Origin of the sequence: Solidesulfovibrio sp. (assembly GCF_029978005.1) — a bacterium.
In the GTDB taxonomy this organism is placed as follows: domain Bacteria; phylum Desulfobacterota; class Desulfovibrionia; order Desulfovibrionales; family Desulfovibrionaceae; genus Solidesulfovibrio.
The window spans coordinates 1-23,764 of the sequence record NZ_JARKOZ010000079.1 but is presented as its reverse complement, the minus strand read 5'-3'; the positions used below and the strand labels follow the sequence as shown (position 1 = coordinate 23,764).

The window sequence follows — 23,764 nt, the reverse complement described above, 5'->3', positions numbered from 1 at the left end:
CGATAAGAGGAATGGACAAGGTGGATTCCGTGAGGTGATGGTCATGATCGACGCGGTGGACAACGCGGGATACGGGTGGCTGGGGCTCTACGCGGCCCAGTCTCCGCCCGCGACCGATCCGCCCCCCGTCCCCAGGGCCACGGCCCCGGCCGACACGTCGGCCGTCGCCGTCCCGGCCGTTTCCGAGGCGGCCGAGGTCGGCAGCGGACCGGTGGAAGCGGCCGGGGCCGGCGAGGACGGGGCGGCCGCCTCGGGCCGGCAGTACGCCGGCGAGGGCGAGGCCGGAGCGCGCGGCGCGGCCGTGGCCGCGAGCCTTGCCGGGAGCGCCGTCACGTCGGCCGCGACCGGCGGGACAGGCACGCCTTCCGCTTCGGGCGAGACCGCCGCTTCCTCCACGGGCCTGGCTCTTCGGGCCTATTCGCGCGGCGGCCGGACGGCCGGCGCGTCCACGGGCCGCATGCTCTCGGCCCGGGCCTAGGCGACGCCGGGCCTCGCGCCTTTTTCCCGCCGCTCACGCTTGGCAGGCTTCCCGCAACGGCGTCCGGGCATCCGGGGAAACGAGCAGTTGCGTGAATCCGCATTCCCAGAGCATCGTTTTGCATGCGGCGATGTCGCGTCCGCGATGCCCGGCGGTATCTTCTTCCGTGTCCCGGGGATTGGCTCCAGCCTCGGCGTAGACGGTGTTGGCCCCGGCGGTCAGGCCCAGCGGGTTCGGCTCGTGCACGGCGATGCTGCGGGTCTCGGGACAGCCCAGGCAGGCCAGGGCCGCCACGGCCACGACCTGGGCCAGGCGGCGCTCGGAAATCTGGCCCCGCGAGGCCAGGGGCGAGCCCGGCAGGAACACCCGGCGCATGGCCGCGTGCTGGAAACAGCCGAGTTCGACGCCAAGGTACAGCTGTTCCGCCAGTTCCTCGGGATCGTGTTCCGGACCCACGGGCTCGCAGCAATAATACCAGTCCAGGCCGCTTTCCCGGATAGCCCCTATGGTCGCCTTGCGTCCGGCCGGGTCGAGGGCCGTGTCGATGCCTTCCCGCAACCGGTTGACGTGGTAGGCTCCATCCACGCCGGCGGCCCGCAGCTCCATGGCCTGGGAACGGTCGAAATCGCCGATGTTGACGACGAGCTGCGTTGCGGCCGGGACGCGCCCCCGCAAAAGCTCCACCACGCGCAGCAGCCGGCCGAAATCGAACACGTGCATGGTCATGAGGAAAAGGGCGTAGAGTTCCCCTCCCTCCGTGAAGGCCGCCGCGTTTCGCAGGATTTCTTCCTCCGTCATTCTGGAGGGCGCAAAGGCCGTGTGCCCTTCCCCGAAGCTGCAAAAGGCGCACTTGCCCGGGCAGGCGTCGATTTCCAGGCCGATCTGGCCGAGCAGGATGCCCGCGTCGCCCAGGCGTCGCCTGGTCGCGGCGTCGGCCACGGCCCGCACGGCCGCGGCTTCCAGGGACGCTTCGGGCAGGGCCAGGAGCGCGGCGCACTGTTTCTCGGTGGGAGGCAGGCCGGCCAGGGCGGCCTCCAGGATGCGCCTGGTCGGGACGTCCATTTCGAACATGATCGCTCCTTGCATGATGACGGGAGAGAGGCGCGCCCGCCGCCGGCCCGGCGGCGGACCCGCGTGGGGGACTGCCGGCGCGCCGCCTAGGGCGTTTGCAACCGGTGCGTCGGATTGGGCCGGCCGGGCCGGAAAGCCCGGGCCGCCAGCGCTTCCTGGCCGGGAAGGGCCTCCCCGGCCACGGCGGCGACGATGCCGGCCAGGGCCTCGGGGTCGCCCTCGGCGCGCAGGTTGACGACCAGCCGTCGGCCTGTCGCGCCGCCCTGCGGGCGGCAGGTCGCTTCCAACGGCCCGTCGGCGGCGGTGACGCTCACCGCTGCGGCGGCTTTGCCTACCGCGTCGTTGAGGCTGCACTTCAAGTGGGCCACGGGGATGCCTTCCGCCGCCAGCCGGTCGCGCAGCCCGGCGGCCAGGGCGGCCACGGCCGCGGCCGCGTCCTCCGGTTCCCGGGCCAGGTCGGCCGTGGCGTTGTACCAGCCGAGCAGGGCCTCGCCCTCGGCGTAACGGTCGTAGTCCACGTCCATGGCGGCGCGGGAGTCCGGCGTTCCCTGGAGCAGCCCGTCGAGCCAGGCGTCCAGGCCCTCGCCGGTCAGGCACGAGACCGCGAGCACCCTGGCGGCGGGGTGGCGCGCGGACAGGGCGGCGACCAGGGCGTCGCGCGCCTCCCGGGAGATACGGTCGATCTTGTTGACCACCAGAATGTCGGCTTCCTCCAACTGCTTGCGGTAGATGTAGGCCACGTCCGGGGACAGGGCCGGGGCGGCCCCGTCGAGGCCGAGCATGGCGGCGCAGGTTTCGGGGTCGACCAGGACCGAGAGCGGGGCCGTGGCGTAGCTTGCGTCGTACAGCCGGCGCAGGGGATAGGCCACGGTGGCCCGCACGTCCGTGCAGGAGCCCACCGGCTCGGCCAGGATGACGTCGGCCACGCCGGCGAGGCCGTCTGCCGCCTCGGCCAGGGCGTCGAAGCGGCAGCAGAAGCAGCCGCCCGTGATCTCGGCCATGGGCAGGTTCAAGTGGGAAAGGCGGGCGGTGTCCACCAGCCCCTCGCTCTGGTCGTTGGCGATGACGGCCGGCCGCAGGCCCCGGGCGGCGAGTCGCCCGGCCAGGGCGGCCATGGCCGTGGTCTTGCCGGCGGCCAGGAAGCCGCCGAGGAGGATGAATCGTTTGCGGGACATGGCGGGGCTCCTTTCGGGTTTGTGGTCGGCGAAGGGGGGCAGGAAGCGGCGCAGCCCCCGTTCGTACAGGCCTGCGCCGACGAGGCCGCCGATGATCGGAGACAGGATGTAGACCGTGAAAAAGCCGCCCCTGGGTCCGGGAACGGCCACCGCGCCCCAGCCGGCCAGCCAGGCGAAAAGGCGCGGCCCGAAATCGCGGGCGGGGTTGAACCCGGCCTGGGTCAGGGGGGCGATGACCGCGATGAGCCCGGCCACGGTGAGGCCTATGGCCGCCGGCAGGAGCGCCCCCCTGGGCCGGGCGCGGTTGCGCCGGTCGGTCAGGGCGAAGATGCAAAAGGCCAGCACGGCCGTGCCCAGGCCCTCGGCGGCCATGGCCTGCGCCTCGGCCACGGCCAGGCGGCCGGCGGCGGGGTCGGGGAAAAGACCCGGGTTGGGGAAGTACTCGCCGAAGACCATGGCGCTGCGTTCGCTGCCGGGCTGGCCGCGCACGATGCCCTCCCGGGCTTCGTAGCCGGCCAGAACGCCGGCGTAGAGCCCGAAGAGCACGGCCGCGGCGGCGAAGGCCCCGATGAGCTGGGCGGCCAGGTAGGCCGGCACCCGGGCGCGGGGAAAGCCGCGCCAGGCCCAGAAGGCCAGGGTCACGGCGGGATTCAGGTGCGCGCCGCTGATCGCCCCGATGGCCTGTATGGCCACGGCGATGATCACGGCCCAGACCACGGCCACCTGCCACAGGCCTTGCAGGGCCCCGGTGGTCACGGCCACGAACACCGTGCCGGTGCCGAAAAAGACCATGAGGAAGGTGCCGGCGGCCTCGGCCAGGCAGGCCCCGAAGGCCTCGCGGCCGGAGGTCATGACGCCTCCCGGTCCGTCGCCGGGCCAAGGGCCGCGCCGGCCGCCTCCAGCAGCTGGCCGATGGCGGCCTGGTACTCGGCCAGGGTCGCGTTCCAGCGGGCCAGGCAGGCCAGCCCGCGCGGGGTGACGGAAAAGCGGCGCTTGGCCGGCCCTTGCTCGGGCAGGTCCCAGGCCCCGGCGAGCAGGCCCTCGAACTCCATGTCGCGAAGCGTCCGGTAGACGCCGGCGGCGTCGGGCCGGCGCCCGCCGCAGATGCGCATGGCGGCGAGGCGGCGCAGCACTTCGTAGCCGTGGAGGGTTTCGCCGGCCAGAAGCGTGAGCACGGCCGGCCGCACGAGGCGGGTCAGGGACTTGCCGGTGCAGGGGCAGTCGAGGAATTCCATTATTAGACCTCGTCTACTAATTGCGCCAAGCTACAGTGCCCGACAGGCGGGGTCAAGGGGAAACGGTGTGGGGAAAACTATGCCCGGCCGGCGGCCGTGCCGGGAAGGCTGAAGGAGGCGTCGGCTTGCCCGTCCGGGGCGGCTTGCCGCTGCGCCGGGCGGGGCCGGGGGAAGGACACCGTCACCGTGGTGCCGGCCGCCTCGGAAGTGGCCATGGCGATCCGCGCGCCGTGGGTTTCGGCGATCAGCCGCGCGCCGTAGGTGCCAAGGCCGGTGCCGTCCTTCTTGCCGGCGGTGGCGTATTTCTCGAAGAAGCAGTCGCGGATGCGGGCCGGGACCGCGCCGGCGTTGGCGATGGCCACGTCGAGGGTCGTTTCGCCCTCGGCCATGGACACGGTCACCCGCGCGCCCTCGGGCGAGGCTTCCAGGGCGTTTTTCACCAGGTTGGAGAGCATGGTGTACAGGAGCATCTCCTCGCCGCGCACCACGAACGCGTCGCCCGGGGCCCGGGGAGCCCCCCGCACCAGCACGTCCAGGGTCAGCCGGCTGGCCTCCAGCATGCCGTGCAGTTCGCCGGCGATGTTGTCCACGATGGAGAGCATGTCCACCTTGTCGGGGGTGAGCTCGTAGACGCCGCGCTCCATGCGGTAGAGGTCCAGGGACTGGTTGATCATGTTGAGCATGCGGTAGCCGGCGTGCTGCATGAGCCCGAGCATGTCGGTCTGGCGCTCGGTCAGGTTGCCGTCGCGGCGCAGGAGTTGGGGCAGGGTGAGCACGGCCGTCAGCGGCGACTTGAGGTCGTGGCGGGTCATGCGCTCCACGTCCTCGCGAAGCCTCTCGGCCTTTTTGCGGTCCGTGATGTCCACGATGGTGTAGCCCAGGATGTCGGCGAAATGGGAAGCGAATTCCGAGCCCTTCTCGCTCGTGTAGCGGTCGGGGTTGGGATCGAAGAAGCTCAGCACGCCGATGAGGCGCTGGGCGCCGAACTTGTCGCGCAGCGGCGAGATGAAGCACGAGCCGAGCAGCAGCACCTTGCGGCCGGCCACGAAATCCGGGCCGAAAAAAAACGCCGGGTCGGGCACGGCGCTGACGGGGCACATGCAGGGCCGGCCCCTGGCGGCTTCGGGCGAAAGCCCGGCCAGGGCCTCGCGCATGGCGGCAAGGGGCACGAGCCTGGCTCCGGGCGGGTCGAAGGGGCCGAATTCGGCGGCGTCGAGCAGCAGGCTCACGGCCCGCAGCCCGAAGAGATCCTGGATGCGGTCGAGGATCGTGGGCAGGTCCTCGTGGGCGCGCATCATTTCCACCACGCGGATGGCCTTGCGGAACTTCTCGAAGGCCGTGAGGCTCCCCTCGAACCGGTCCACCACGGTCTTGAGCTTGGCCTGCAGGTCCACGCACTGCTTGCGGGTGCGCTCGGACTCCTTGCGGCAGTCGAGGAGCTCCTCCCGGGACAGGGCGGCGGCGTTTGCGCGCATCTTGGCGGCGCGGCGCAGCTCGGCCATGGTCTTCTTGAACTGGTAGGCGTTCTGGTCCGCGAACGCCTCCTCGAGCTTGAGCAGGCGTTCCTGGATGTCGGGAAAATCGCGATTGTCGGTCATGTGTTGTCGCTAGTGCTGCGTGCGTTAAAAATACGGCGTATTTTTAACGAAATGTAATTATTAGGATATGTTATCCGAGAAATTCGCCTGCGCGAACTTCGCGAACGCGACACTAGGGCCGGCCCGGGGCCGTGAAATGCCTGGAATACACGCCGTAGACCTGGGCGTCGCCGGTGGTGCGGACCTCCACGTTGGAGTCCTGGCGCGGCGTCCCACAGCCACCAAGGACAGGTATGGCGATAAGAAAAACAAGAAACAGGATACGACGCATGGTCCGGCTCCAGGGCGTGCTGCGGATCGCGGCGCAGGCCGTCTCCCCGCCAGCGCGCCATCCTACGGCAAGCGCGCCCGGGGCGCAACGCCCGCAATTCCTTGCCGCCGGGGCTTTTGACATTCCCGGACGGCCTTTGTACAAGCGCAGGCGTCATGGCTGCCGCTTTTGCGCCCCGGGCGGGCGTGCCGGGCCGGCCGGACGTTTTCGCCTTGCAAGAGGAACCCTGCCGCATGCAAAAGACTTCCCATGCCCTGTTCGCGGCCGTGCTGGCCGTGTTCGCCCTGGTGATCGCGCCGATGGTCGGCGACGGCGCTGCCCTGGCCAAGAAGACCGAGCACGCGGCCAAGGAGTCCGGCAAGGCCAAGTCCGCCTCCAAGTCCGCAAAGTCCGGCAAGGCCAAGGCCCCGGTCAAGCATGCCGCCGAAGCCCCGGCCGCGCCCAAGAAGGGCCGCAAGGCGAAGAAGGCCGCCGCGCCCGCGGTCGAGGAAAACGAGGAGGGCGACATCGGCGTCTGCGCCGTGCCCACCTTGACCGTCAAGTCGGCCATGCTCTGGAACATGACCACGGGCGAGCTGCTTTACGAGCAGAATCCCGACGTCCAGATCCCGCCGGCCTCCCTGACCAAGATCCTCACCCTCTACATCGTTTTCGACGCCATCCGCCAAGGGCGGCTGCGGCCCTGGGACGTGGTGGACGTTTCCGAGCGGGCCGCCACCCAGGGCGGCTCCAACATGCGCCTGCGCCGGGGCGAGGCCGTCAAGGTCACCGAACTCATCAAGGGCATCGCCGTGGCCTCGGCCAACGACGCCTGCATGGCCATGGCCGACTATCTGGAAAGCGGCAACGTGGACGCCTTCGTCTCCCTCATGAACGACACGGCCAAGCGCCTGGGCATGAGCAACTCGGCCTTCATGAACCCCAACGGCCTGCCCGCCGACGGCCAGCTGACCACGGCCCGCGACATGCTGCGCCTGGCCGCCGCCTACCTCGAGCAGTTCCCCAAGGCCCTGACCATCCACTCCATGCAGTACTTCACCCACAACAACCGTCAACGGCATAACGCCAACTCCCTGCTCGGCACCTACGAGGGCGTGGACGGGCTCAAGACCGGGTTCGTGTGCGCCTCGGGCTACAACATCGTGGCCACGGCCAAGCGCGGCGACACCCGGCTCATCGCCGTGGTCCTGGGCTCGCGCAGCCCCGGGGTGCGGGCGCGGGAGACGACCAAGCTCCTGGACAAGGGCTTCAAGATCATCGCCGCCCAGAAGGCTTCCCATAAAACCCCGGTCCTGGCCGGCGCGCCCCAGCCGCCTGCCGTACAGACGCAGCAGTAGCCCGGGCGGTTACGCCTTCCATACGGCGACCGGCCGATTCCTCCTGCCCCGGGGCGCGTCCCGCGTTCCTGGACGGACCTCCCGGAGGCGCGCCATGGACGTGGCCGACATCACCACCGAAGATCTGCCGGCCCTGGCCGCGCTCATGCGCTCCCTTTCGGGCCTGGACACGGACATGAAACGGCTTGGGGCCGTGCACCGCGTCATGGCCGGGCATGCCGACTACCATCTCCTCGGCGCGCGCCTGGACGGCGTGCTGGCCGGCGCGGCCCTGGGCATCGTCTGTCTGGACGTGGTCGGCGACTGCCGACCGTTCATGGTGGTGGAAAACGTGGTGGTGGCCTCGCCCTTTCGCAGGCACGGCGTGGGTCGGAGTCTTTTCGCCGCCCTGGAGACCCGGGCCAGGGCGCGGGACTGCTTGTACCTGATGCTCGTGTCCGGCCCGGACCGCGACGAGGCCCGGGCCTTCTACACGGCCCTGGGCTACTTCGAATCCCGGGGATTCAAAAAAAGGCTTTAAGGCAGGACCGGGGCGGGAGCTTCGGCCGTCTCGGCCGGCGGGGCGAAGGCCTGGGTCAGGGCCTGCTCGAACTGGCCGGCCGTGAACAGGTCGCGCAGCACCAGCGGCGATTTGGCCTTTTCCCCGGCCGGAAAGAAGGCCACCACGGGAATGGACTGGCTGCCCAGGGCCCGCAGCAGGGCCATGGCCGGCGGGGTCTGGCGGGTGAGGTCCACCTTCATGAACACGGCCCTGTGCCGTCCCGCCCACTGCCCGACCCGGGGGCCGGTCAGCACCGTGCGCTCCAGCAGCTTGCAGGTCGGGCACCAGTCGGCCGTGAAGTCGAGGACCACGTTGTCCTTGCCCAGGTGCTTCTCCAGCGTTTCCGGGCTGTAGGCGATCCAGCCGGTCTCGGCCGGCGGCGCGTAGGTCAGGGCGAAGGCCAGGCCGCCGCCGGCCAGGGCCAGGGCGGCCAGGCCCACGCCGATGCGGCGCAGGGGGCCGTGGGACAGGGTCGCGCCGTGGCCTAAGAGATAGGCCCCGGCGGCCGTGGCCCACAGCGCGGCCAGGGCCGGCAGCAGGCGCTCGGGCGGCAGCAGGGCCAGGAAATACAGGCAGGTGGCGGCCAGGATGAAGCCCATGATCTTTTCCAGGCCGTGCATCCAGGCTCCCGGCCGAGGCAGCAGCCGCACCAGACGCGGCCAGATGGCCAGCACGCCGTAGGGCGAGGCCATGCCGAGGCCCAGGGCGCAAAAGACCGTGGTGACGACATGCAGGGGCTGCAGCAGCGTCCAGGCCAGCACGCCGCCGAGGAACGGACCGCTGCACGGCGTGGCCAAAAGCGTGGTGAGCATGCCGGTGAGAAATGCGCCGCGCCGGGTGTGCCCCCGGCCGCCGGAAGAGATCTTGAGGTCCACCACCGGCAGGTGGAACACGCCGAAAAGGCTCAGCGCCAGGGCGAACAGCACGACCGTGACCACGATGGCCAGCTGCGGCGACTGGAACATCTCCCCCCAAGCCATGCCGAGCCCCCCGAGCAGCACGCTCAGGAACACGAAATAGACCAGGATGCCCAGGGCGAAGAAGAAGTTGTGCTCGCGCAGGATGCGCCGGCGCTCGGCCTTGCCCTCCTCGCCGCAAAGGGCCAGCAGCCCGGACAGCTTGAGGCTGACCACGGGCAGCACGCAGGGCATGAAGTTGAGGATGAGCCCGGCCAGGAAGGCCAGGGAGGCGGCCTTGACCAGGTTCGAGACCTCGAGCGCCGGGGTGAAGGATCGGGGCCTCAGGTCGCTGGGAAAGGCGTCGGCGGCGGCTTCGGGCCCGGCGGCCTCGGGCGGGGCCTGGCGGGCTTCGTGGCGCGGCAGCAGCGGATGGGCCGGCTCGGGGCACACAGCCGCCGGCATGGCCAGGGCGGCGCTGCGCAAGGCGGAAAAGACCGGCCACCACGGCGCGGACTCGGCCGGGGGCAAGGAGGCCGGATCGCCGGCCCCGGCCAGGGGGATGTTGACCTCGAGGTTGGACGGCCAGCAGCTGGTGGGCGAGCAGGAGAACACCTTGACCCGGCCGGTGAGCGCCGGGGCGGCCAGCATGGCCTCGGTCAGGGGCACGAAGACGGGCGTGCGGCCCTCGTAGACGAGCACGGTCTTTTCCGGCTCCAGGGCGTCCGGCGTGGGCACGCCCGGCGGAAAAAAGGCCAGGGCCGGCGTGCTGCCGGCGGCGAGGGTGGCCTGGGCGGACTGGCCGGACTCGGCCGGCCCCACGGCGTAGGCGTGCCAGCCCGGGGCGGAGACCAGGGTCAGCACGGCCAGGACGCGGCCCGAGGGGTCGCCCAGGGGCAGGCTGTAAAGGGCGATCTCGAGACTGGCCGGCAACACCTCGCCGGAAGCGTCGGCCCCGGCCGCCGGGGCCGGCGGATCGGCCGCCGGGCAGACGCCCGGCAGGGCGGCCAGGCCCAGCGCCGTCGTCAGGACCAGGGCCAGGAGGACGGGCCACGGCCGGGAGCGTTTCTTGCAGGCCAAGAGGAACCCGGCAAAAGGCGCACGACTTGGTCGTGAGGGTCGCCGGAAGGGGGCATGCGATGGCATGGTGGACATGGCGTCGCTTGCGGGCGGTCCCGCCGTCCGGAAGGTTCCGGACGGAAGGTTGTGCCGGCCGGCGCGGCGGATCACTCGAAGCAGAACTCCAGGGTGAAGTCGCCGTGTTCCGAGGTGAAGGGGATGGCCACCACCGGACCGGACGTGATGTGGCTTATGGTGTGGTTGTCGCCGAAGATGACGGTGGGCGTGGAGGCGGACAGGTTGAGGCCGAGCTGGCTGAGCCCCGCCCGCGCCTGGCCGGAAATCATGTTGGTGATCTCGCCCACGGCGTCCTTGGCGTCCTGGATGATGTCGGCGATGTCGTCGCCGAGCATGTTCTTCACCACGGCGATGGCGCACTTCTTGGAAAAGCTGATGGAAATGCTGCCGTTGCGGTCGCCGGTCAGGCCGACCACGGCGGAGACGTCTCCGGCGGCGGCGCCGGCTTTCTTCACGTACGGCTTGCCCGGCTTGGGATCGAGCTGGGCCATCATGGTGAGCACGTGCCTGGTGGCGTCGACGAATGGCTTGGCGACTTCGGCGTCGGTCGGTTTCATGGGCTCCCTCGGGATCGTTCTCGGCGGCGAATGGCCTATCGCCGCCGGTCTTACATCATAACCGCTCCTCCTGTCACTAGCAGGCCAAGGGGCGCGGAGGCGAGGGAATTACGCCTTGCCTTGGCCGGAGCTATCCAGTAAAAATGGTAAGGACTCGATGGGTTTTTTCGTAACTATTCGAAATGCCAAGTCGTTGCGTGTTCCTGATGCAGGCGGTCGGGGCGCATTGGCGAAGACCTGAGGGAACGCGGGCGACAACCATGCAGAGGCAATCGCAGGGACACGGCGGCTTCGGGGCCAGGTCCGCGCACGGCGCGACGGATTGGCAGGCCCTTGAGGTGCAGCTCAACCGCACCCGCATGATCCTGCAGGAGATTCTCGTCCACCTCCAGGAGGTCCTGCGCAACCTGAAGATGGCCCGCACCGGCGGGCGCGGCTTTGCCGCCGCCTCCGGGGCCGAGGCCGGGCGAAGCGGCGGCCAGGACGCCTGGCGTCGCGCCGCTTCCGGCCAGCGTCCCCATGCCTCGCGGCCCCACCAGGCCCCGGGCGCGCCCCACGGCGCCGGGCAGGGCGCGACGGGCCGGACGTTTAGTCATGCCCAGGGCGCTGCCCCGGGCGGCAACGGCAAGGCCCGGCACTGGACGAACGGGACGGCCGGGGCGACCGGCACGGCCGGCGCGACGGGAACGGCCGGCGCGGCCGGTTCCGAGCGCGCCCGGGCCTGGACCCGCCCGGGCGAAGAGGCCAGGACCGGCGCCGGAGCCTCGTTCCGTTCCACCGCCGGAGCCGAGCGCAAGGCCGAGGAAGCGGGCGCCCGACAGGGCGCGACCACGGGCGAAAAGGCCCGTCCGGGCGAGGGCTGGTCGTTCCGGGCCGGGGCTTCGCGGCCGGGCGGCGCGACGGGCCAGACCCAGAAGGAACGCCCCAGGGCCGAAAGCACGTTTCGAAGCGCCTCCGGGGCCGGCCAGGCCGGCGGCCAGAAGACGACCGACGGCCAAAGGGCGGCCGGCAGCCAGGGCGAGGCTGGCCGGCGGACCTTCGCCGGAGCGTCATCGAGCGCCTCCGGGGCCTCGCGCGCCCAGTCCAGGGCGTCAGGCGCGGGATTCCGCATGGATGAGGACCGTCAGTACCGGGCCCGGGAAACGGCGCGGCGCACGGGCATGAACCTCAAATGCGCCTACGAGATCCTCTGCCTCGACTATCCCTGCTCCGTGGACGAGATCAAGGTCGCCTACCGCCACATGGCCCGGCTCTACCACCCGGACCTCGGCGGCGACGAGGAGGCCATGAAGGACGTCAACGTGGCCTACGAGATGGCCATGCGCTTTTCCGCCGGCCCCCGGCGCGCCAGCACGGCCTGGGCCGTCTAGCCTCTCCCGCTCGATCGTTCCTTTTCCCGCGATTCTTGACGCAACGCCCGGCGCATGTACTCCTCGGGTTGCAGGTGTCCGCAACCTGCAACAGGAGTCTCGCTTGTGCCCGACGTGCCGTTCACCGAGAAGTTGTCACGGGAATATCGCCAAATGTTCGCCAACGCCGCCATCCGCCCCGAGCGGCTGGCCGAGGTCCGGCGCGCGGCCGCAAAAATCTTCGCCCAGGCGTCCCTGACCCGCTACCGGGCCGTGGCCGGAGAAACGGGCCTGCCGGCCCATGTGGTCGGCATCGTGCACTGCCTGGAGTGCGCCTTCGATTTCCACCGCCACCTGCACAACGGCGATCCGCTGACCGGGCGCACCGTGCGTGTGCCGGCCGGCCGACCGCGCGCCGGCGAGCCGCCCTTTTCCTGGGAGCGAAGCGCCGCCGACGCCTTGCGGCTGCACGGGCTCGACCGTTGGACGGACTGGAGCCCGGCCGGGATCGCCTACGTGCTTGAGCGCTACAACGGCTTCGGCTACCGCCTCTACCATCCGGCCACGCCGAGCCCCTACCTGTGGGGCGGCTCCACGGCCTACGCGCGCGGCAAGTACGCCGCCGACGGGAAATGGTCCGACACGCTGGCCAGCCGCCAATGCGGCGGCATGACCCTGCTGCGCTTCATGCTCGACGACGGCCTCGTCACGCTTGAAGCGTAGGCGACATGCATGCCTCCCTTGCGGGAGGTCCAGGAGGGGCCGTCGCCCCTCCTGGCCGCCGGAGGCGCTTTTTCTCCCCCTACTTCCCGCACGGGTCGGGCGGAGGCAGGACACGGCTTTCCTGGCGGGTGCCGCCGTCGGTCACCCGGGTGACGCACAGGGATTTGACCGGGTTGCCGTCGTCCACGAAATCGAAGGTCCCGGTGACGCCGTCGTGGGGCGGCAGCTCGATGAGGGCCCGGGTCACGGCCTCGCGGTCCGTGGAACCGGCCCGGGCCACGGCGGCCAGGACCACGTCCACGGCGTCCTGGGTCAGGGCTCCGATTTCCGTGGGGGCGCGCTTTCGGGCCTGTTTGAATGCCGCGACGTAGGCCCGGGAGCGTCCCCCGGGCGAGCCTTCGCGCCAGTGGTCCACGAAGTAGGCCCCGTCGAAGGCGGCCAGCCCCGACACCTCGCGGCCGTCCCAGGCGTCGCCGCCGATGAGCGTGCCGGAAAAGCCGGCCTTGCGCGCGGCCAGGGCCAGCAGGATGCTTTCCTTGGTGGCGTTGGGAAAAAAGAGCGCCTGGGGTTTTTCGGCCAGCACCTTGGTCATGAGCGGCCCGAAGTCGCGGTCGCGGTCGGCGTAGGTGAAAAGCCCGGCCGCGCCGCCGCAGGCCGTGAAGGCCTCCACGAAGGCCCGGGCCAGGGAGGTGCTCGACAGGCTGTCGCGGTTGGCGACCACGGCCACGCGCGCAAGCCCCAGCTCCCGGCTGGCCAGCCGGCCGAGGACCAGTCCCTGGAAGGCGTCGGTGAAGGGAATGCGGAAGACATGGGGCCGCCCGGCCGTGACCACGGCCGCCGTGGCTGCCGGGGCGACCAGCGGCACGCCGAGCTCGTCGGCGGCCACGGCGGCGGCGTTGGCCAGCCCGCTCGGGTAGGGGCCGATGATCGCGGTCACGTGCTTGTGGGCGACGAGTTCGCGCACGGCCCGGGCGGCCTGCTCCGGGGAATCCTTGTCGTCGAGGGGATAGAGCGTCACCCGGCAGGGCTTGCCGCCCATGGACGGGACGCCGGCGGCGTTGGCCGCCTCCACGGCGTAGCGGGCGGCCTCCAGGGCGTCGCGTCCGGTGCGGAAGCCCTCGCCGCTGAAGGTGGCCACCAGCCCCAGGCGCACCTCCGGGGCGGCCTGGCGCGCCGAGGCCGGTCCGTGGGCGAAGCACAGGGCCGAAACGAGGGCCAGGACGGCGGCGAGGCGCGGACGGCGGCGCATGGGATGCTCCTCGTGTTGCGACCCTTAAAAAATACGTCGGTATTTTTTAAGAAAAACAATCATATTTCTCTGTTGCCCCTTGGAAAGCAGAAATGTCCCTCAGGGACGTGAGGCTAAGATCTTGGCCTGATGCGCCCCTTGGCGGCGGCGAGGAAAGCCGATTCCCACCAGGCGAGGAACGTGAGGTCGGTGTTGCGGCTTTGGCCGAACACCACTTCCGGATCATAGGTCCACACGGCATGGCCGTAAAGGGCGGCTCCGCCCTGGCGCAGCTTGAGCTCGAAACGGGGCGAGGTCAGGATGTTTCGGGCCTTGAGCCGGGCCGCGTCGGCGCGCAGGAACTCGAAGTCCTGACGGGTGAAGCGGTGGCGGTCGTGGACGAAGAAGACCATGCGCGGGGCCGCGCCGATGTGGCGGCGCAGCATGTCGGGCAGGATCTCCCGGTCGGATTCGCCGAGCACGGCCACGTAGGGCGATTCGGCCAGATCCCGTGCGGCGATGGTCCCGCCCTGGCCCCGCCAGCGCCAGATGTCGAAGGAGAGGCTGAAGATGGGTTTGCCCGTGGCCCCGAGCCGCTTCTCGCCCAGGGCCAGGGTGGCCTCCAGCGTCCCGGGCGCGTCGAAGACGCAGTAGGCCGAGGCGTTTTTCAGGGCCGAGGCGTCGCGTCGCCAACTCCCGACCGGAAACACGCGGTCCCAGCCCGGGCCCAGGTCGTCGGCGGTAAGGATGGCCAGTTCCGTGTCCCGGGTCAGCCGGGGGTCGCCCAGGGCGTCCTGGAGGATGAGCAGGTGGGGGGAGAAGGCGCGCATGGCCTCGACGCAGGCCCGGATGGGGTCGACGTCGACCAGGCAGCGCACGTTCGGGGCGTAGCTGGCCAGCAGCGCCGCCTCGATGCCGGAATCGTCGGGATCGCCGCCGGGCTCGACCCGGTAGGGCAGCGCCGGGGGCCTGCCCTCGCCAAGGGGCGCGACCACCGCCGCGCCGACGTCCTGGGCGGCGGCCCAGCCGAGGAGCCACGCGGTCAAAAGCACCCGGCCCCGGCTTTCCGGGGACATGCCGCCCACGCCGACGGCCACGGCCCCGGGCCGGCAGGTGCGGCAAAGACCCAGGGCATGGAGCCTGGCCTGCCCTCGCCGCCACAAGGCGTAGAGCCGCGAAACGGGGAACAGCAGGAAGAGCAGGAGCCGCCTGCCCAGGGCCAGGAGGCGGTCCCGGGGTGAAAAAAAAGCGGAGGGGCGGCGGTTGCGCCCCTCCGGTCGTCGTCTTGCGCCAGCCACGGTCAGCGGTCCGCTTCCGGAAGTGCGTGCTGCACGTTCATGTTCCGGCCGCCGGGAAAACCCGGAGGTCCGCTAGTCCCGGTTGGAGCCGCTGAAAAGCCGCAGCATCATGAGGAACAGGTTGATGAAGTCGAGGTAGAGGGTCAGCGCCCCGAGTATGGTCCCCCGGCGCACGGCCGTGGCGTCGTCGGCCGGAGCCATCTCGCCCATGACCTTGAGCTTCTGGGTGTCGTAGGCGGTCAGCCCCAGGAACACCAGCACGCCCACGCAGGAGATGATGAAGTCCATCATCGCGCTCTTGGTGAAGATATTGACGACGGAGGCGATGATGATGCCGATGAGGCCCATGAACAGGAAGCTGCCGAGCGAGGTCAGGTCGCGACGGGTGAGCAGGCCGTAGAGGCTCATGGCCCCGAACATGCCGCCCGTGACCAGGAAGGCGTTTATGATCACCGCCTTGGCGTAGACCGCGAAGATGGCGGCCAGGGTCACGCCGTTGAGCGCGCTGTAGAGCAGGAAAAGGCCGCTGGCCGTGCCGGCGGACAGGCGGTTGATGGCGGCCGAGATGCCGAGCACCAGGCCGAATTCCACGATGATGAGACCGAAAAACAGTATCTGATTGCCGAAGATGGCCTGCATCATGGCCGGGCTCGAAACCGTGAAGGCGGATGCCGCGGCCGTGAGCAAAAGCCCAAGGCACATCCAGCCGTACACGCCCCGCATGAAGGCGTTGACGACTTCGACGCGGGCCTGCGTCGTCGGCATCGAACGATATGGAGAGCTCATTCGTTGTCCTCCTTGGAAAGACGGGCTGTCCTTTATGGACCTATAACGCGCGCTTTGGCGCCTGGCAAGGGGCGCTTGCTCAACGGAAAAAGGGCCGCAACAAGGGCGTCACCGCAAGGCCCGGACGCAGCTTCTCGAAGGCCGAGGGCGGCTGGCGCAGGAACCGCACGGCGGCCGGGCCGGCCTCGGGCGCGCCGTTGGCCAGTTCTCCGGACGCGGCCGCGACGGGCGGCATGGCCCTGGCGTCGAGGCCGGCCTCGAAGGTCATGGCCGCCTCGGGGCTCGAATGGAAAAGGCTGCCGTCGGTCGCCATCTCCAGGCGCACGCGCGCTTCCGTGGTTCCCTTGGGCAGGGGCACGGCGTCCACGCGGGGGTGGGCGTCGGTGTCGCTCCACAGCCCCGACCTGTCGCTTTGAAGCGAATAGACCTCCTCGAAGGGGCCGTCGCCTGCGGCCACGGTCAGGCGCAGGGCGTTCCTGCCGTCCGGGTCGCCGAAGACGCGCGGGAAGGTGGTGAGCGTCAGGCGCGTCATGGGATAAAGCGAGGCGAGGCGGTAGGTGGCCTGGCAGGGCGAGGAGCCGAGGCAGGTCATGACAGCCGCCTCGGGCCGCACCCGGGCGTCGCGGGTGGAAAAGAGGTCCTCGGGCGCGAAATGGGCCTCGTCGAAGAGTTCGCGGACCAGGATGAAGCTTTCCCCGGTCCGGGCGTAGGTGACCGTGGCCTGTCCCGGCAGGCCCTGGGACAGGGGCAGAGGCTGGCCGGCCAGCTCGGCCAGGGAGGGCCGCATGGAGCCGCGCGCCTCGTAGCCCACGGCGGGCTGGTCCAGGGCCACGGACAGGGGCGGGCTCCCGGCCGGCGGCAGGTGCAGGTAGGGGTCGAGGAGCCAGGGGTCGTAGAGCTCCAGCACGGCCCGGCCCTCGGCGTCGCGCATCACGTAGACCGGGGCCAGACCCGGGTGGGCGGCGAGGAAGGCCTCGGCCTCGGCCGGCGAGCCCAGGCCGGCGGCCGGATCGGGCGCAAAAACCGCTGGGTCGCGGGAAAAGGCGGCCAGCCGCCCCGGGACCACGTCCGCGCCGCCCGAGGGCCGGGCGGCCTGGCCCAGGTTGCCGAGCACGCGCGTCCATTCGCGGCGCAGGGCCTGGACCGGCTCCGACCCCTGGCCCCGGCAGTCGCAGTCCAGGGAAAAGGAGGCGGCCTTGACCGCACCCTCGCGCGTGCCGTCGGAAACGGTCAGGGCCACGTACAGGACCGACCCGGACAGCTCCTCCCGGGGGATCTCCCACTCGTCGGCCACCTGGTAGGCCCCCCGGTAGTCCGCGTCCGGCCGCGGCGGCCCGGGCGGGGAATGGGCGTCGAGCCGGCCCAGGGGGACGAGCCGGGCCGGGTCGCCGCCGGCCCGGACCGTGACCGCGGCGTCGGGGAAAAAGACGTTGCGCTTGAGGCATTGGGCCGAGAGCCGCAGCCGGGCCCGGACGACCTCGGCCCCCTCGTCCAAGGAGAAGGCGTAGAGCGCCGTGCCCGGCCGGGACATGTCCGCCGGCGCGAGCCCGCCCTCGGTCAGGTTCACCGTGACGTTGTCCGTGGCGAAGGCCTCGGAGAAAAGGCGCAGGTCGCGGTAGCCGTCGGCGTAGCGCCAGCCGCCCGAGGCGTCGGGGAGAACGGGCAGGGGGGCGCGGTTGACCACGGCCCCCAGGGAGGCGTCGAAGGGGCGGTCGGAAAAGGCCGGGACCGTGCCGGGTGGATGCAGGCGGCCCGGGGAAAGGAACCAGTAGCGCTTGTAGCCGCGCCCGAACCGGCCCGTGGCCCGGCGGTAGAGGTCGCCCAGGTACCAGTCCCCGACGAAGCTGTAGTTGCGCTCGTCCTCGTAAAAGACCGCGTCCACGTTGTTTTTGGCCAGGGCCACCCGGCGCAGGGCCCCTTTGTCCGAATACGTCTTGCCCTGGTAGAAGGCCGGGAAGTGCAGATTGGAGGCGCCGGCCGCAAACAGGCAGGCCAGGGCCGCTGCCCAGCCCGCCGCCCGGGCGATGCCCGGCCCGGCTCGGCCGGCCAGGCGCGACGCGAGCCTGCCCGCCGCCTCGGCCCCGAAGCCAAGCCCCAGGGTCAGCAGAAAAAAGCCGCTCATGACGTACTTGGGCGAGACGGAAAATTCCGTGCGCACGAGGTAGGCGGCGGCCAGGGGCGGCACGCCCCAGGCCAGGACCAGCCAGGCCCCGGCCCGACCCGGCCCGGCCAGGGCCAGAATCCAGCCGATGACGGCCAGGGGCGCGGCGAACAGCAGCCGGTCGAACCCTCCCTGGTAGAAGTATTCCAGGAAGAAGCGGAAGTTGCGCGCCATCTGGCCCCAGTCCAGGGGATTGGCCGTGCCTGTGCCGTAAAAGGAGTGAAAGGCGTAGTACTGGGCCGGCAGCCAGGGCGCGTAAAGGAGCAGGGCCAGGGCGAAGGCCAGGCCTGCCCGGCGCAAAAGCCGCCAGGCCCCGGTCCGGTCGCCCGAGCGCAGCCGCAGGGCCACGAGCCCGGCCACGTAGGCCCCGAGCCCGGCCAGGGCCGGCGCGGCCACGTAGGAGGCGTAAAGGCTCGCCCCCATGGCCAACCCGCAGGCCGCCCACTGCCAGGGGCGGTCCTCGGTGGTCGCCACAAGCAGCAGCCAGGCCGCGCCGAGGCTCACGCCGTAATAGACCGCGTACCAGCGGATGTCGCGGGAGTAGTAGACGTGAAAAAGCGACAGGGCGCAGAAGAGCCCGGCCGCGACAGCCGGCCGCAGGCCGCCGACGCGCCGGGCCAGGCCCATGACGCAGGCCAGGCCGAGGCAGCCGAAAACGACGCTCGGCAGCCGGATGATCGAACCGTCGTGGCCGAAGTGCAGGGCCGCGTGCACGAGCAGGTGGTGCAGCGGCGGGCTGCAGTCGGTGCTTACCGGCGCGGGGCTCTGGTACATGAGCCCGGAAAGGAGCTGGGGCACGGGCGGCAGAGAGCGCCCCAGGGTGACGAACTCGTCCCACCACAGCTCCATGGAATCCAGGAAGAGCAGGCGCACGGCCGCGGCCACGGCGAGCACCAGCCACAGCGGCCAGTCGTCGCCCAGGCGTCGGGAAGCGATCGGGGCGGTCGGCGTCACGGCCTGGCCTTGCCGGCGGGAACTGGTTCCAGGGGGGCCAGGACGTCGCCGAGGCCGACCAGGACGCCCGGCGGGTCCGTGCTGACGCGCAGATCCACGGCCATGCCGTCGGCGCGGAAAAAGACGGTGCGCAGCAGTCTGCCGCCGGGGTCGTTCTGGCGTAGCGCGCCGCCGCCCTCTGCGGCCGGAATCGTGCCGTCGCCGAGATAGACGAAGTTGCCGTGGCCGGTCTGGACCACGAAAGGGGCGCCCGGGTCGCGCCACAGGGCCAGGATGGGCGTGTGCAGGACGATGTCCTCCCCGGCCGGGGCCGGGATGGGGGTGAAGAGGCCGGCCAGGGCCAGAAGGGTCGCGGTCGCGAGCCCGGCCCGAAAGCGCCGGCGTCCCCGGAGGGTTCGTCCCGCACCCGTGCCGGGTGGGGACGCGTCCGTGTGGTATGCGCGCGGCGTGGGCATGGCGGCAGGATTTCTAGCCGCTTTGGCGTTTTTTGCCAAGCCGGGGCGGCGCGCGGCCGGCTTCGCGTCGCCCCGGCTTGCCGGGGGCGGGCAAAGCCGGTAGGGAGGGCCAGGACTCCAGGATGCTGCACGAACCCCTGCTTTCGGTGGAAAATCTGACCACGGTCTTCGACACGCCCTCCGGGGCGCTTGCGGCCGTGGACGGCGTGGACCTGGCCGTGGGGCGCGGCGAGATCGTGGCCGTGGTCGGCGAATCGGGCTGCGGCAAGACCGTGCTTTCCCTGTCGGTGCTGGGCCTCGTGCCGCCGCCCGGGCGGGTGGCCTCGGGCAGGGCCGTCTTCGCCGGACGCGACCTGCTTTCCCTTTCCGCTCGGGAGCTTCGGGCCGTGCGCGGGGCCAGGGCCTCCATGATCTTCCAGGAGCCCATGACGTCGCTCAATCCGGTGCTCACGATCGGCGACCAGGTGGCCGAGCCCGTGCGGGTCCACAAAGGGCTGCCGCGCGGCCAGGCCCTGGAGGCGGCCCGGGAGATGCTGTCCCGGGTGGGCCTGCCCGACCCGGCCCGGCGCATGGGCGGCTATCCCCACGAGCTTTCCGGCGGCCAGCGCCAGCGCGTCATGATCGCCATGGCGCTCATCCTCTCGCCCGAACTCCTCATCGCCGACGAGCCCACCACGGCCCTGGACGTGACCGTGCAGCGGCAGATCCTCGACCTCATGACGGCCCTGGCCCGGGACACCGGCACGGCCGTGGTCCTGGTCACCCACAACCTCGGCGTGGTGGCCCAGACGGCCGACGCCGTGGCCGTGATGTACGCCGGCCGGCTGGTGGAATACGCCCGGGTGGAGACTTTTTTCCAGGGCCCGGCCCATCCCTACGCCCAGGGCCTGCTGGCTTCCCTGCCGCGCCTGTCGGCCCGGGGCGGGCGGCTCTCGCCCATCCCGGGCATGGTGCCGTCCCTGTCCGCCCTGCCTTCGGGCTGCCATTTCCATCCCCGCTGTCCCCGGGCTTTCGGGCCCTGCGCCGGCGAGGTCCCGCCGTTTTTCACTCTGCCGGACGGGCGGCGCGCGAGGTGCTGGCTGTATGGCTGACGGCGCGGCCCCCCTGCTCGAACTTGCGGGCGTGACACGGACGTACGCCGTGCGCGCGGGGTTTTTCTCCGGCGGCCGACGCGAGGTCGCGGCCGTGGCCGGCGTGGACCTGGCCGTTAGGCCCGGGGAGACGCTGGGGCTCGTGGGCGAGTCGGGCTGCGGCAAATCGACGCTCGCCCGCCTGGCCGTGGGCCTCGAGCCGCCCAGCTCGGGCACGGTGCGCGTGGACGGGCTCGATCCCTGGGCGGGCGACGCCGCGGCCCGCAGGAAGCTGCCCCGCCTGGCGCAGATGATCTTCCAGGACCCCTTCGCCTCGCTCAATCCCCGGCTGCCCGTGGGCTGGACCGTGGCCGAGGGGCTGCGGGCCATGGGTGTGGGCACGGCCAGGGCGCGCCGGGCCAGGGTGCTGGAACTGCTCGGCCAGGTGGGCCTCGCCCCCGAGCACGCCAGGCGCTTTCCCCACCAGTTTTCCGGCGGCCAGCGCCAGCGCGTGGCCGTGGCCCGGGCCCTGGCCCTTTCGCCGCGCCTGATCGTATGCGACGAGCCGGTCTCGGCGCTGGACGTCTCGGTCCAGGCGCAGGTCATCAACCTCCTGGCCGACCTCAGGGAGCGCCTGGGTCTGGCCTACCTCTTCATTTCCCACGACCTGGCCGTGGTCGGCCACGTGAGCGACCGGGTGGCGGTCATGTACCTGGGGCGCATCGTGGAAACGGCTCCGGCCCGGGAGCTTTACGAGCGGCCCCTGCACCCGTATACCAGGGCGCTCCTGGCCGCGGCCCCCACCGTCGAACCCGGCGCGCGCCGGGCGGCCGGCCTGGCCGGAGAGACCCCGGACCCGGCCGCGCCGCCTTCCGGCTGCGCCTTTCATCCGCGCTGCGAGGCGGCGGCCCCGGAATGCGCCGCCGCCGTGCCGCCGCTCGTCGCGGTCGGGCCGGAACATTACGTGCGCTGCGCGCGCCTTTCCTAAAGGAGAACGAGGCATGGACCCCATCGAGAAAGCCGGCGAGGAAATTCTGCGCGTGTTCATGGCCGAGCACTGGGCCCGGTTCTACTACGCCGTGGAGCAGGACGACGTGGTCTACCTGGGCGTGCCGGACGAGGTCCTCTCGACCATGCGGGAGACCCACCCGACCCTGGCGGAATTCGTCGCCGGCATCAACGGCCGGCCCATCGACATGGAGTCCTCCCAGCGCTCCGTGGGCGAATTCGTGTTCCAGTCCTTCGAGGGCGGAACCTTCCCCACGGGCACCGTGGCCAAAGCCTTCGACAGCAAGTACTTCCGCCTGATCATGCGGCTGTTCTCGGTTTGGCTCTCGGGCCACGAGGCCGAGTTCGACGCCGAGGTCATGCCCTTCGCCGTCTGGGAGAGCCTCTTCGTCGAGTGGCGCAAGGACCCGGCCGTGCTGCGCTTCGGCGAATCCCTGGCCGGGGGCGGCGAGCCGTCCTCGGGCCAGACCGTGCACTAGAGGATCATACCGCTCCCCCGGTCGCCTCGCGAGGGGCATGGCCGGACTTCGGGGGCCGACGCGGCCCGACCGCTTCACCGCGCGCCCGGGCATCATGACAAAGGCCGCTCCGGACCCTTTTCCAGGTCCGGGGCGGCCTTCGCCTATTTCTTGTAGCGCCAGCCCCGATGGCGCATGCAGGTGGAAAAGACGTCGAGGTTGGCGTCGTCCTCGGACACGTTGGCCACCCAACGGGTGGCCTGGGCCTCGATGGTGGGGTCGGGTTCGAAACGCTCCAGGGCGTAGGTGGGCGGGATGGCCATGTTGGCTTCCTGCTGGCAGATCGCGGTGTCCACGGCCAGGCGCTGCTTGGCGTCGGCCGGATCGGCGATGCTCGGATTGACGTAGGTGGGGCCGCAGCCGGCAAGGGCCAGCACGGCCGCCGCGACGAGGCCAAGCGGGGCGAGGCGGAGGGTTTTGCGATCCATGAGCCTTCCTTTGCGGGGTAATTGCTCCAAGGGATATTTTCTCTCACGGCGGTGTGCAACCTTTTTCCCGCCCGGGCGACTTTCCACCATGACGTGGTGTGGGATCCGCATCGCGTTTTGCACAATCGCCCGGAGGAACATACCCATGGATTCGTATTTGTCCCTTGCTCTTGAAATCGTCAAAGCGCAGGCCAAGGTCCGCAACATGTCCGAGGAGGAGATCACGATGATGGTCGGCCGCCTGGCCGGCAGCATCCGCGACATGGACTTGAACTCCTGCGGCGGCGATGGCGACGCGTCCGGCAATGGCGCGCGCGATCCCAAAAAGGCCGTCAAGGAACGCAGCATCACCTGCCTGGAGTCCGGAAAGTCCTACAAGATCCTCACCAAGCGCCATTTGGCCAAGTTCGGCCTCACGCCCGAGGAGTACCGCGCCAAATGGGGCTACCCCAAGGGCACGCCGCTGGTGTGCAAGGCCCTGCAACGGGAACGCCGCAAGAAGATGCGGGAGATGAAGCTCTGGGAGCGCCGCGCCGAAGACTAGCCCGACGCTCCCGGGGCGATACGGCGGCATCGCGCCACGGTCCGCGCCCGGCGGTCGGGCGCGCCCTCGCGCAAAGGCTCCGGACGGCGGGGGACATCGCGCCCCCGCCGTGGCCCGGGGCGGCTGCCCGGGCGAATTCCCTCGCCTCCCCCTTGACTGGCCGGACAATCCGCTTATTTTTTTGGCGCTCGACACGTGCGAGTGCTGCCGCGTGGAGCGACCAGGCAAAGGGCCTTGACAAAAAAAGGCCCAGGGACCACTTGTTGCGGCCGAAATCGCCGGCCAACCGGACCGGCGGGGGAGTTTGACGATGCCCATCTACGAATACAAATGCGAGAAATGCGGTAACGTTTCGGAAATCCTGCAGAGACGGTTCGATGTCGACGAGGCCCCCTGCGAGACCTGCGGCGCGCCGGCCCACCGCATCATGTCCAATACTTCCTTCGTGCTCAAAGGCACCGGCTGGTACGTGACGGACTACAAAGCCAACGGCGGTTGCAGCGCCTCGGGCGGCAACTGCAACGGCAAGTCCGAAAGCAAGCCGGCCGCCGAATCCGGCGACGCCTCCGCCGCGTCCAAGCCGGCCCCCGCCTGCGACAAGGCCTCCACCGGCTGTGCGTCCTGCGCCGGCGCGTCGTCCGCGTCGACCAACGCCAGCGCCGCTTCCTAGCGTTTCGTGTAATTCGCCAGACGCGCCAAGCGCCGCATGCGCTCCCTGGCCCGGGAATCCCCGGGAAAGGGCAGCGGATGCGGCGCGTTTTCGTGTTTCGGGAAGTGGGCTTGGGAATGGGAGGAAGAATGCCTCCGGCGGCCGGGGGGGATGATCCCCCCCGGACCCCCTCGACGGGAAAAGTGATCAAGGGGGGTTCGCCTATGAGGGAAACCACCGTTTTTCCGGAGGCCAAGGGGCTAATTCCCTGAAATTGTTTTCGAGCGGCAGCTAGGC

At 70.7% G+C, this 23,764-nt stretch carries 23 protein-coding genes; 10 read left to right on the top strand and 13 right to left on the bottom strand.

Annotated elements, in window-relative coordinates; all coding sequences use genetic code 11:
* The first annotated feature begins 43 nt into the window (after positions 1 to 43).
* Entirely contained in the window at positions 44 to 478 is a 435-nt protein-coding gene (locus Q1K70_RS09325; protein WP_300158184.1) for a hypothetical protein, read from the top strand.
* Positions 479 to 511: 33 nt separating this feature from the next.
* Here the strand turns inward: Q1K70_RS09325 and Q1K70_RS09320 are convergent, their stop codons facing one another.
* From Q1K70_RS09320 to Q1K70_RS09300, 5 genes are all read right to left on the bottom strand, one after another.
* On the bottom strand, positions 512 to 1,549 hold the full coding sequence (locus Q1K70_RS09320; protein ID WP_300158181.1) for a hypothetical protein: 1,038 nt from the start codon (positions 1,547 to 1,549) through the stop codon (positions 512 to 514).
* An 86-nt stretch (positions 1,550 to 1,635) separates the two neighbouring features.
* On the bottom strand, positions 1,636 to 3,576 hold the full coding sequence (locus Q1K70_RS09315; protein ID WP_300158178.1) for an MIP family channel protein: 1,941 nt from the start codon (positions 3,574 to 3,576) through the stop codon (positions 1,636 to 1,638).
* Positions 3,573 to 3,959: a helix-turn-helix transcriptional regulator gene (locus Q1K70_RS09310; RefSeq protein ID WP_300158175.1), complete on the bottom strand. Its 387-nt coding sequence runs from the start codon at positions 3,957 to 3,959 to the stop codon at positions 3,573 to 3,575. Before Q1K70_RS09310 ends, Q1K70_RS09315 begins: the two co-directional genes overlap by 4 nt.
* 77 nt (positions 3,960 to 4,036) lie before the next feature.
* Positions 4,037 to 5,557: a GAF domain-containing sensor histidine kinase gene (locus tag Q1K70_RS09305; RefSeq protein ID WP_300158171.1), complete on the bottom strand. Its 1,521-nt coding sequence runs from the start codon at positions 5,555 to 5,557 to the stop codon at positions 4,037 to 4,039.
* Between the two features lie 112 nt (positions 5,558 to 5,669).
* The gene (locus Q1K70_RS09300) at positions 5,670 to 5,828 is read right to left on the bottom strand and encodes a hypothetical protein (protein ID WP_300158169.1); all 159 of its coding nucleotides are present in this window, start codon (positions 5,826 to 5,828) and stop codon (positions 5,670 to 5,672) included.
* Positions 5,829 to 6,061: 233 nt separating this feature from the next.
* Between Q1K70_RS09300 and Q1K70_RS09295 the strand changes: the two genes are divergently transcribed.
* Positions 6,062 to 7,165, top strand: coding sequence for a D-alanyl-D-alanine carboxypeptidase family protein (locus tag Q1K70_RS09295; RefSeq protein WP_300158167.1), 1,104 nt, complete (start codon positions 6,062 to 6,064; stop codon positions 7,163 to 7,165).
* 94 nt (positions 7,166 to 7,259) lie between these two features.
* The gene (locus tag Q1K70_RS09290; protein ID WP_300158164.1) at positions 7,260 to 7,685 is read left to right on the top strand and encodes a GNAT family N-acetyltransferase; all 426 of its coding nucleotides are present in this window, start codon (positions 7,260 to 7,262) and stop codon (positions 7,683 to 7,685) included.
* Here the strand turns inward: Q1K70_RS09290 and Q1K70_RS09285 are convergent.
* Positions 7,682 to 9,682, bottom strand: coding sequence for a cytochrome c biogenesis protein CcdA (locus Q1K70_RS09285; protein WP_300158160.1), 2,001 nt, complete (start codon positions 9,680 to 9,682; stop codon positions 7,682 to 7,684). The genes Q1K70_RS09290 and Q1K70_RS09285 overlap by 4 nt on opposite strands.
* Before the next feature lie 146 nt (positions 9,683 to 9,828).
* Positions 9,829 to 10,296, bottom strand: a complete 468-nt coding sequence (locus tag Q1K70_RS09280; RefSeq protein WP_300158157.1) for a chemotaxis protein CheX — start codon at positions 10,294 to 10,296, stop codon at positions 9,829 to 9,831.
* Between the two features lie 260 nt (positions 10,297 to 10,556).
* On the opposite strand from Q1K70_RS09280, the gene Q1K70_RS09275 reads away from it, so the two are divergent.
* The gene (locus Q1K70_RS09275) at positions 10,557 to 11,666 is read left to right on the top strand and encodes a DnaJ domain-containing protein (RefSeq protein ID WP_300158154.1); all 1,110 of its coding nucleotides are present in this window, start codon (positions 10,557 to 10,559) and stop codon (positions 11,664 to 11,666) included.
* Positions 11,667 to 11,771: 105 nt separating this feature from the next.
* Positions 11,772 to 12,368 carry a peptidoglycan-binding protein gene (locus Q1K70_RS09270; RefSeq protein ID WP_300158151.1) on the top strand — a complete coding sequence of 199 codons (597 nt, stop codon included), beginning with the start codon at positions 11,772 to 11,774 and terminating at the stop codon, positions 12,366 to 12,368.
* A 79-nt stretch (positions 12,369 to 12,447) separates the two neighbouring features.
* Here Q1K70_RS09270 and Q1K70_RS09265 read toward each other — a convergent pair whose 3' ends face one another.
* The 5 genes from Q1K70_RS09265 to Q1K70_RS09245 all read right to left on the bottom strand — a co-directional run bounded on the left by Q1K70_RS09265 (position 12,448) and on the right by Q1K70_RS09245 (position 19,250).
* Entirely contained in the window at positions 12,448 to 13,617 is a 1,170-nt protein-coding gene (locus tag Q1K70_RS09265) for an ABC transporter substrate-binding protein (protein WP_300158148.1), read from the bottom strand.
* 113 nt (positions 13,618 to 13,730) lie between these two features.
* The gene (locus Q1K70_RS09260; RefSeq protein ID WP_300158145.1) at positions 13,731 to 14,894 is read right to left on the bottom strand and encodes a tetraacyldisaccharide 4'-kinase; all 1,164 of its coding nucleotides are present in this window, start codon (positions 14,892 to 14,894) and stop codon (positions 13,731 to 13,733) included.
* A gap of 72 nt (positions 14,895 to 14,966) precedes the next feature.
* Positions 14,967 to 15,680 (bottom strand): Bax inhibitor-1/YccA family protein, encoded by a 714-nt coding sequence (locus Q1K70_RS09255; RefSeq protein WP_300158142.1) that lies wholly within the window; start codon positions 15,678 to 15,680, stop codon positions 14,967 to 14,969.
* 79 nt (positions 15,681 to 15,759) lie between these two features.
* A complete protein-coding gene (locus Q1K70_RS09250; protein WP_300158139.1) occupies positions 15,760 to 18,795 on the bottom strand; it encodes a glycosyltransferase family 39 protein in 3,036 nt (1,011 codons plus the stop codon).
* A complete protein-coding gene (locus tag Q1K70_RS09245) occupies positions 18,792 to 19,250 on the bottom strand; it encodes a hypothetical protein (protein ID WP_300158137.1) in 459 nt (152 codons plus the stop codon). The genes Q1K70_RS09250 and Q1K70_RS09245 overlap by 4 nt, the downstream gene beginning before the upstream one ends.
* 122 nt (positions 19,251 to 19,372) lie before the next feature.
* Between Q1K70_RS09245 and Q1K70_RS09240 the strand changes: the two genes are divergently transcribed.
* From Q1K70_RS09240 to Q1K70_RS09230, 3 genes are read left to right on the top strand one after another with little or no spacing between them, the layout of a single operon-like run.
* On the top strand, positions 19,373 to 20,341 hold the full coding sequence (locus Q1K70_RS09240; protein ID WP_300158134.1) for an ABC transporter ATP-binding protein: 969 nt from the start codon (positions 19,373 to 19,375) through the stop codon (positions 20,339 to 20,341).
* Complete coding sequence (locus tag Q1K70_RS09235) at positions 20,334 to 21,308, top strand: oligopeptide/dipeptide ABC transporter ATP-binding protein (RefSeq protein ID WP_300158131.1); 975 nt, start codon at positions 20,334 to 20,336, stop codon at positions 21,306 to 21,308. The genes Q1K70_RS09240 and Q1K70_RS09235 overlap by 8 nt, the downstream gene beginning before the upstream one ends.
* Before the next feature lie 13 nt (positions 21,309 to 21,321).
* Positions 21,322 to 21,807: a hypothetical protein gene (locus Q1K70_RS09230; RefSeq protein ID WP_300158129.1), complete on the top strand. Its 486-nt coding sequence runs from the start codon at positions 21,322 to 21,324 to the stop codon at positions 21,805 to 21,807.
* Positions 21,808 to 21,950: 143 nt separating this feature from the next.
* Here Q1K70_RS09230 and Q1K70_RS09225 read toward each other — a convergent pair whose 3' ends face one another.
* Positions 21,951 to 22,274: a hypothetical protein gene (locus Q1K70_RS09225; protein WP_300158126.1), complete on the bottom strand. Its 324-nt coding sequence runs from the start codon at positions 22,272 to 22,274 to the stop codon at positions 21,951 to 21,953.
* Between the two features lie 145 nt (positions 22,275 to 22,419).
* Here Q1K70_RS09225 and Q1K70_RS09220 point away from each other — a divergent pair, with 145 nt between their 5' ends.
* The gene (locus Q1K70_RS09220) at positions 22,420 to 22,818 is read left to right on the top strand and encodes a MucR family transcriptional regulator (RefSeq protein ID WP_300158124.1); all 399 of its coding nucleotides are present in this window, start codon (positions 22,420 to 22,422) and stop codon (positions 22,816 to 22,818) included.
* 310 nt (positions 22,819 to 23,128) lie between these two features.
* On the top strand, positions 23,129 to 23,488 hold the full coding sequence (locus tag Q1K70_RS09215) for an FmdB family zinc ribbon protein (RefSeq protein WP_300158121.1): 360 nt from the start codon (positions 23,129 to 23,131) through the stop codon (positions 23,486 to 23,488).
* Positions 23,489 to 23,764 lie beyond the last annotated feature (276 nt).

Bases quoted from the DNA above. Each gene is read 5' to 3' on its own strand.
- Q1K70_RS09325 (WP_300158184.1), top strand. From the start codon at position 44: ATGATCGACGCGGTGGACAACGCGGGATACGGGTGGCTGGGGCTCTAC.
- Q1K70_RS09320 (WP_300158181.1), bottom strand. From the start codon at position 1,549: ATGTTCGAAATGGACGTCCCGACCAGGCGCATCCTGGAGGCCGCCCTG.
- Q1K70_RS09315 (WP_300158178.1), bottom strand. From the start codon at position 3,576: ATGACCTCCGGCCGCGAGGCCTTCGGGGCCTGCCTGGCCGAGGCCGCC.
- Q1K70_RS09310 (WP_300158175.1), bottom strand. From the start codon at position 3,959: ATGGAATTCCTCGACTGCCCCTGCACCGGCAAGTCCCTGACCCGCCTC.
- Q1K70_RS09305 (WP_300158171.1), bottom strand. From the start codon at position 5,557: ATGACCGACAATCGCGATTTTCCCGACATCCAGGAACGCCTGCTCAAG.
- Q1K70_RS09300 (WP_300158169.1), bottom strand. From the start codon at position 5,828: ATGCGTCGTATCCTGTTTCTTGTTTTTCTTATCGCCATACCTGTCCTT.
- Q1K70_RS09295 (WP_300158167.1), top strand. From the start codon at position 6,062: ATGCAAAAGACTTCCCATGCCCTGTTCGCGGCCGTGCTGGCCGTGTTC.
- Q1K70_RS09290 (WP_300158164.1), top strand. From the start codon at position 7,260: ATGGACGTGGCCGACATCACCACCGAAGATCTGCCGGCCCTGGCCGCG.
- Q1K70_RS09280 (WP_300158157.1), bottom strand. From the start codon at position 10,296: ATGAAACCGACCGACGCCGAAGTCGCCAAGCCATTCGTCGACGCCACC.
- Q1K70_RS09275 (WP_300158154.1), top strand. From the start codon at position 10,557: ATGCAGAGGCAATCGCAGGGACACGGCGGCTTCGGGGCCAGGTCCGCG.
- Q1K70_RS09265 (WP_300158148.1), bottom strand. From the start codon at position 13,617: ATGCGCCGCCGTCCGCGCCTCGCCGCCGTCCTGGCCCTCGTTTCGGCC.
- Q1K70_RS09255 (WP_300158142.1), bottom strand. From the start codon at position 15,680: ATGAGCTCTCCATATCGTTCGATGCCGACGACGCAGGCCCGCGTCGAA.
- Q1K70_RS09245 (WP_300158137.1), bottom strand. From the start codon at position 19,250: ATGCCCACGCCGCGCGCATACCACACGGACGCGTCCCCACCCGGCACG.
- Q1K70_RS09240 (WP_300158134.1), top strand. From the start codon at position 19,373: ATGCTGCACGAACCCCTGCTTTCGGTGGAAAATCTGACCACGGTCTTC.
- Q1K70_RS09235 (WP_300158131.1), top strand. From the start codon at position 20,334: ATGGCTGACGGCGCGGCCCCCCTGCTCGAACTTGCGGGCGTGACACGG.
- Q1K70_RS09230 (WP_300158129.1), top strand. From the start codon at position 21,322: ATGGACCCCATCGAGAAAGCCGGCGAGGAAATTCTGCGCGTGTTCATG.
- Q1K70_RS09225 (WP_300158126.1), bottom strand. From the start codon at position 22,274: ATGGATCGCAAAACCCTCCGCCTCGCCCCGCTTGGCCTCGTCGCGGCG.
- Q1K70_RS09220 (WP_300158124.1), top strand. From the start codon at position 22,420: ATGGATTCGTATTTGTCCCTTGCTCTTGAAATCGTCAAAGCGCAGGCC.
- Q1K70_RS09215 (WP_300158121.1), top strand. From the start codon at position 23,129: ATGCCCATCTACGAATACAAATGCGAGAAATGCGGTAACGTTTCGGAA.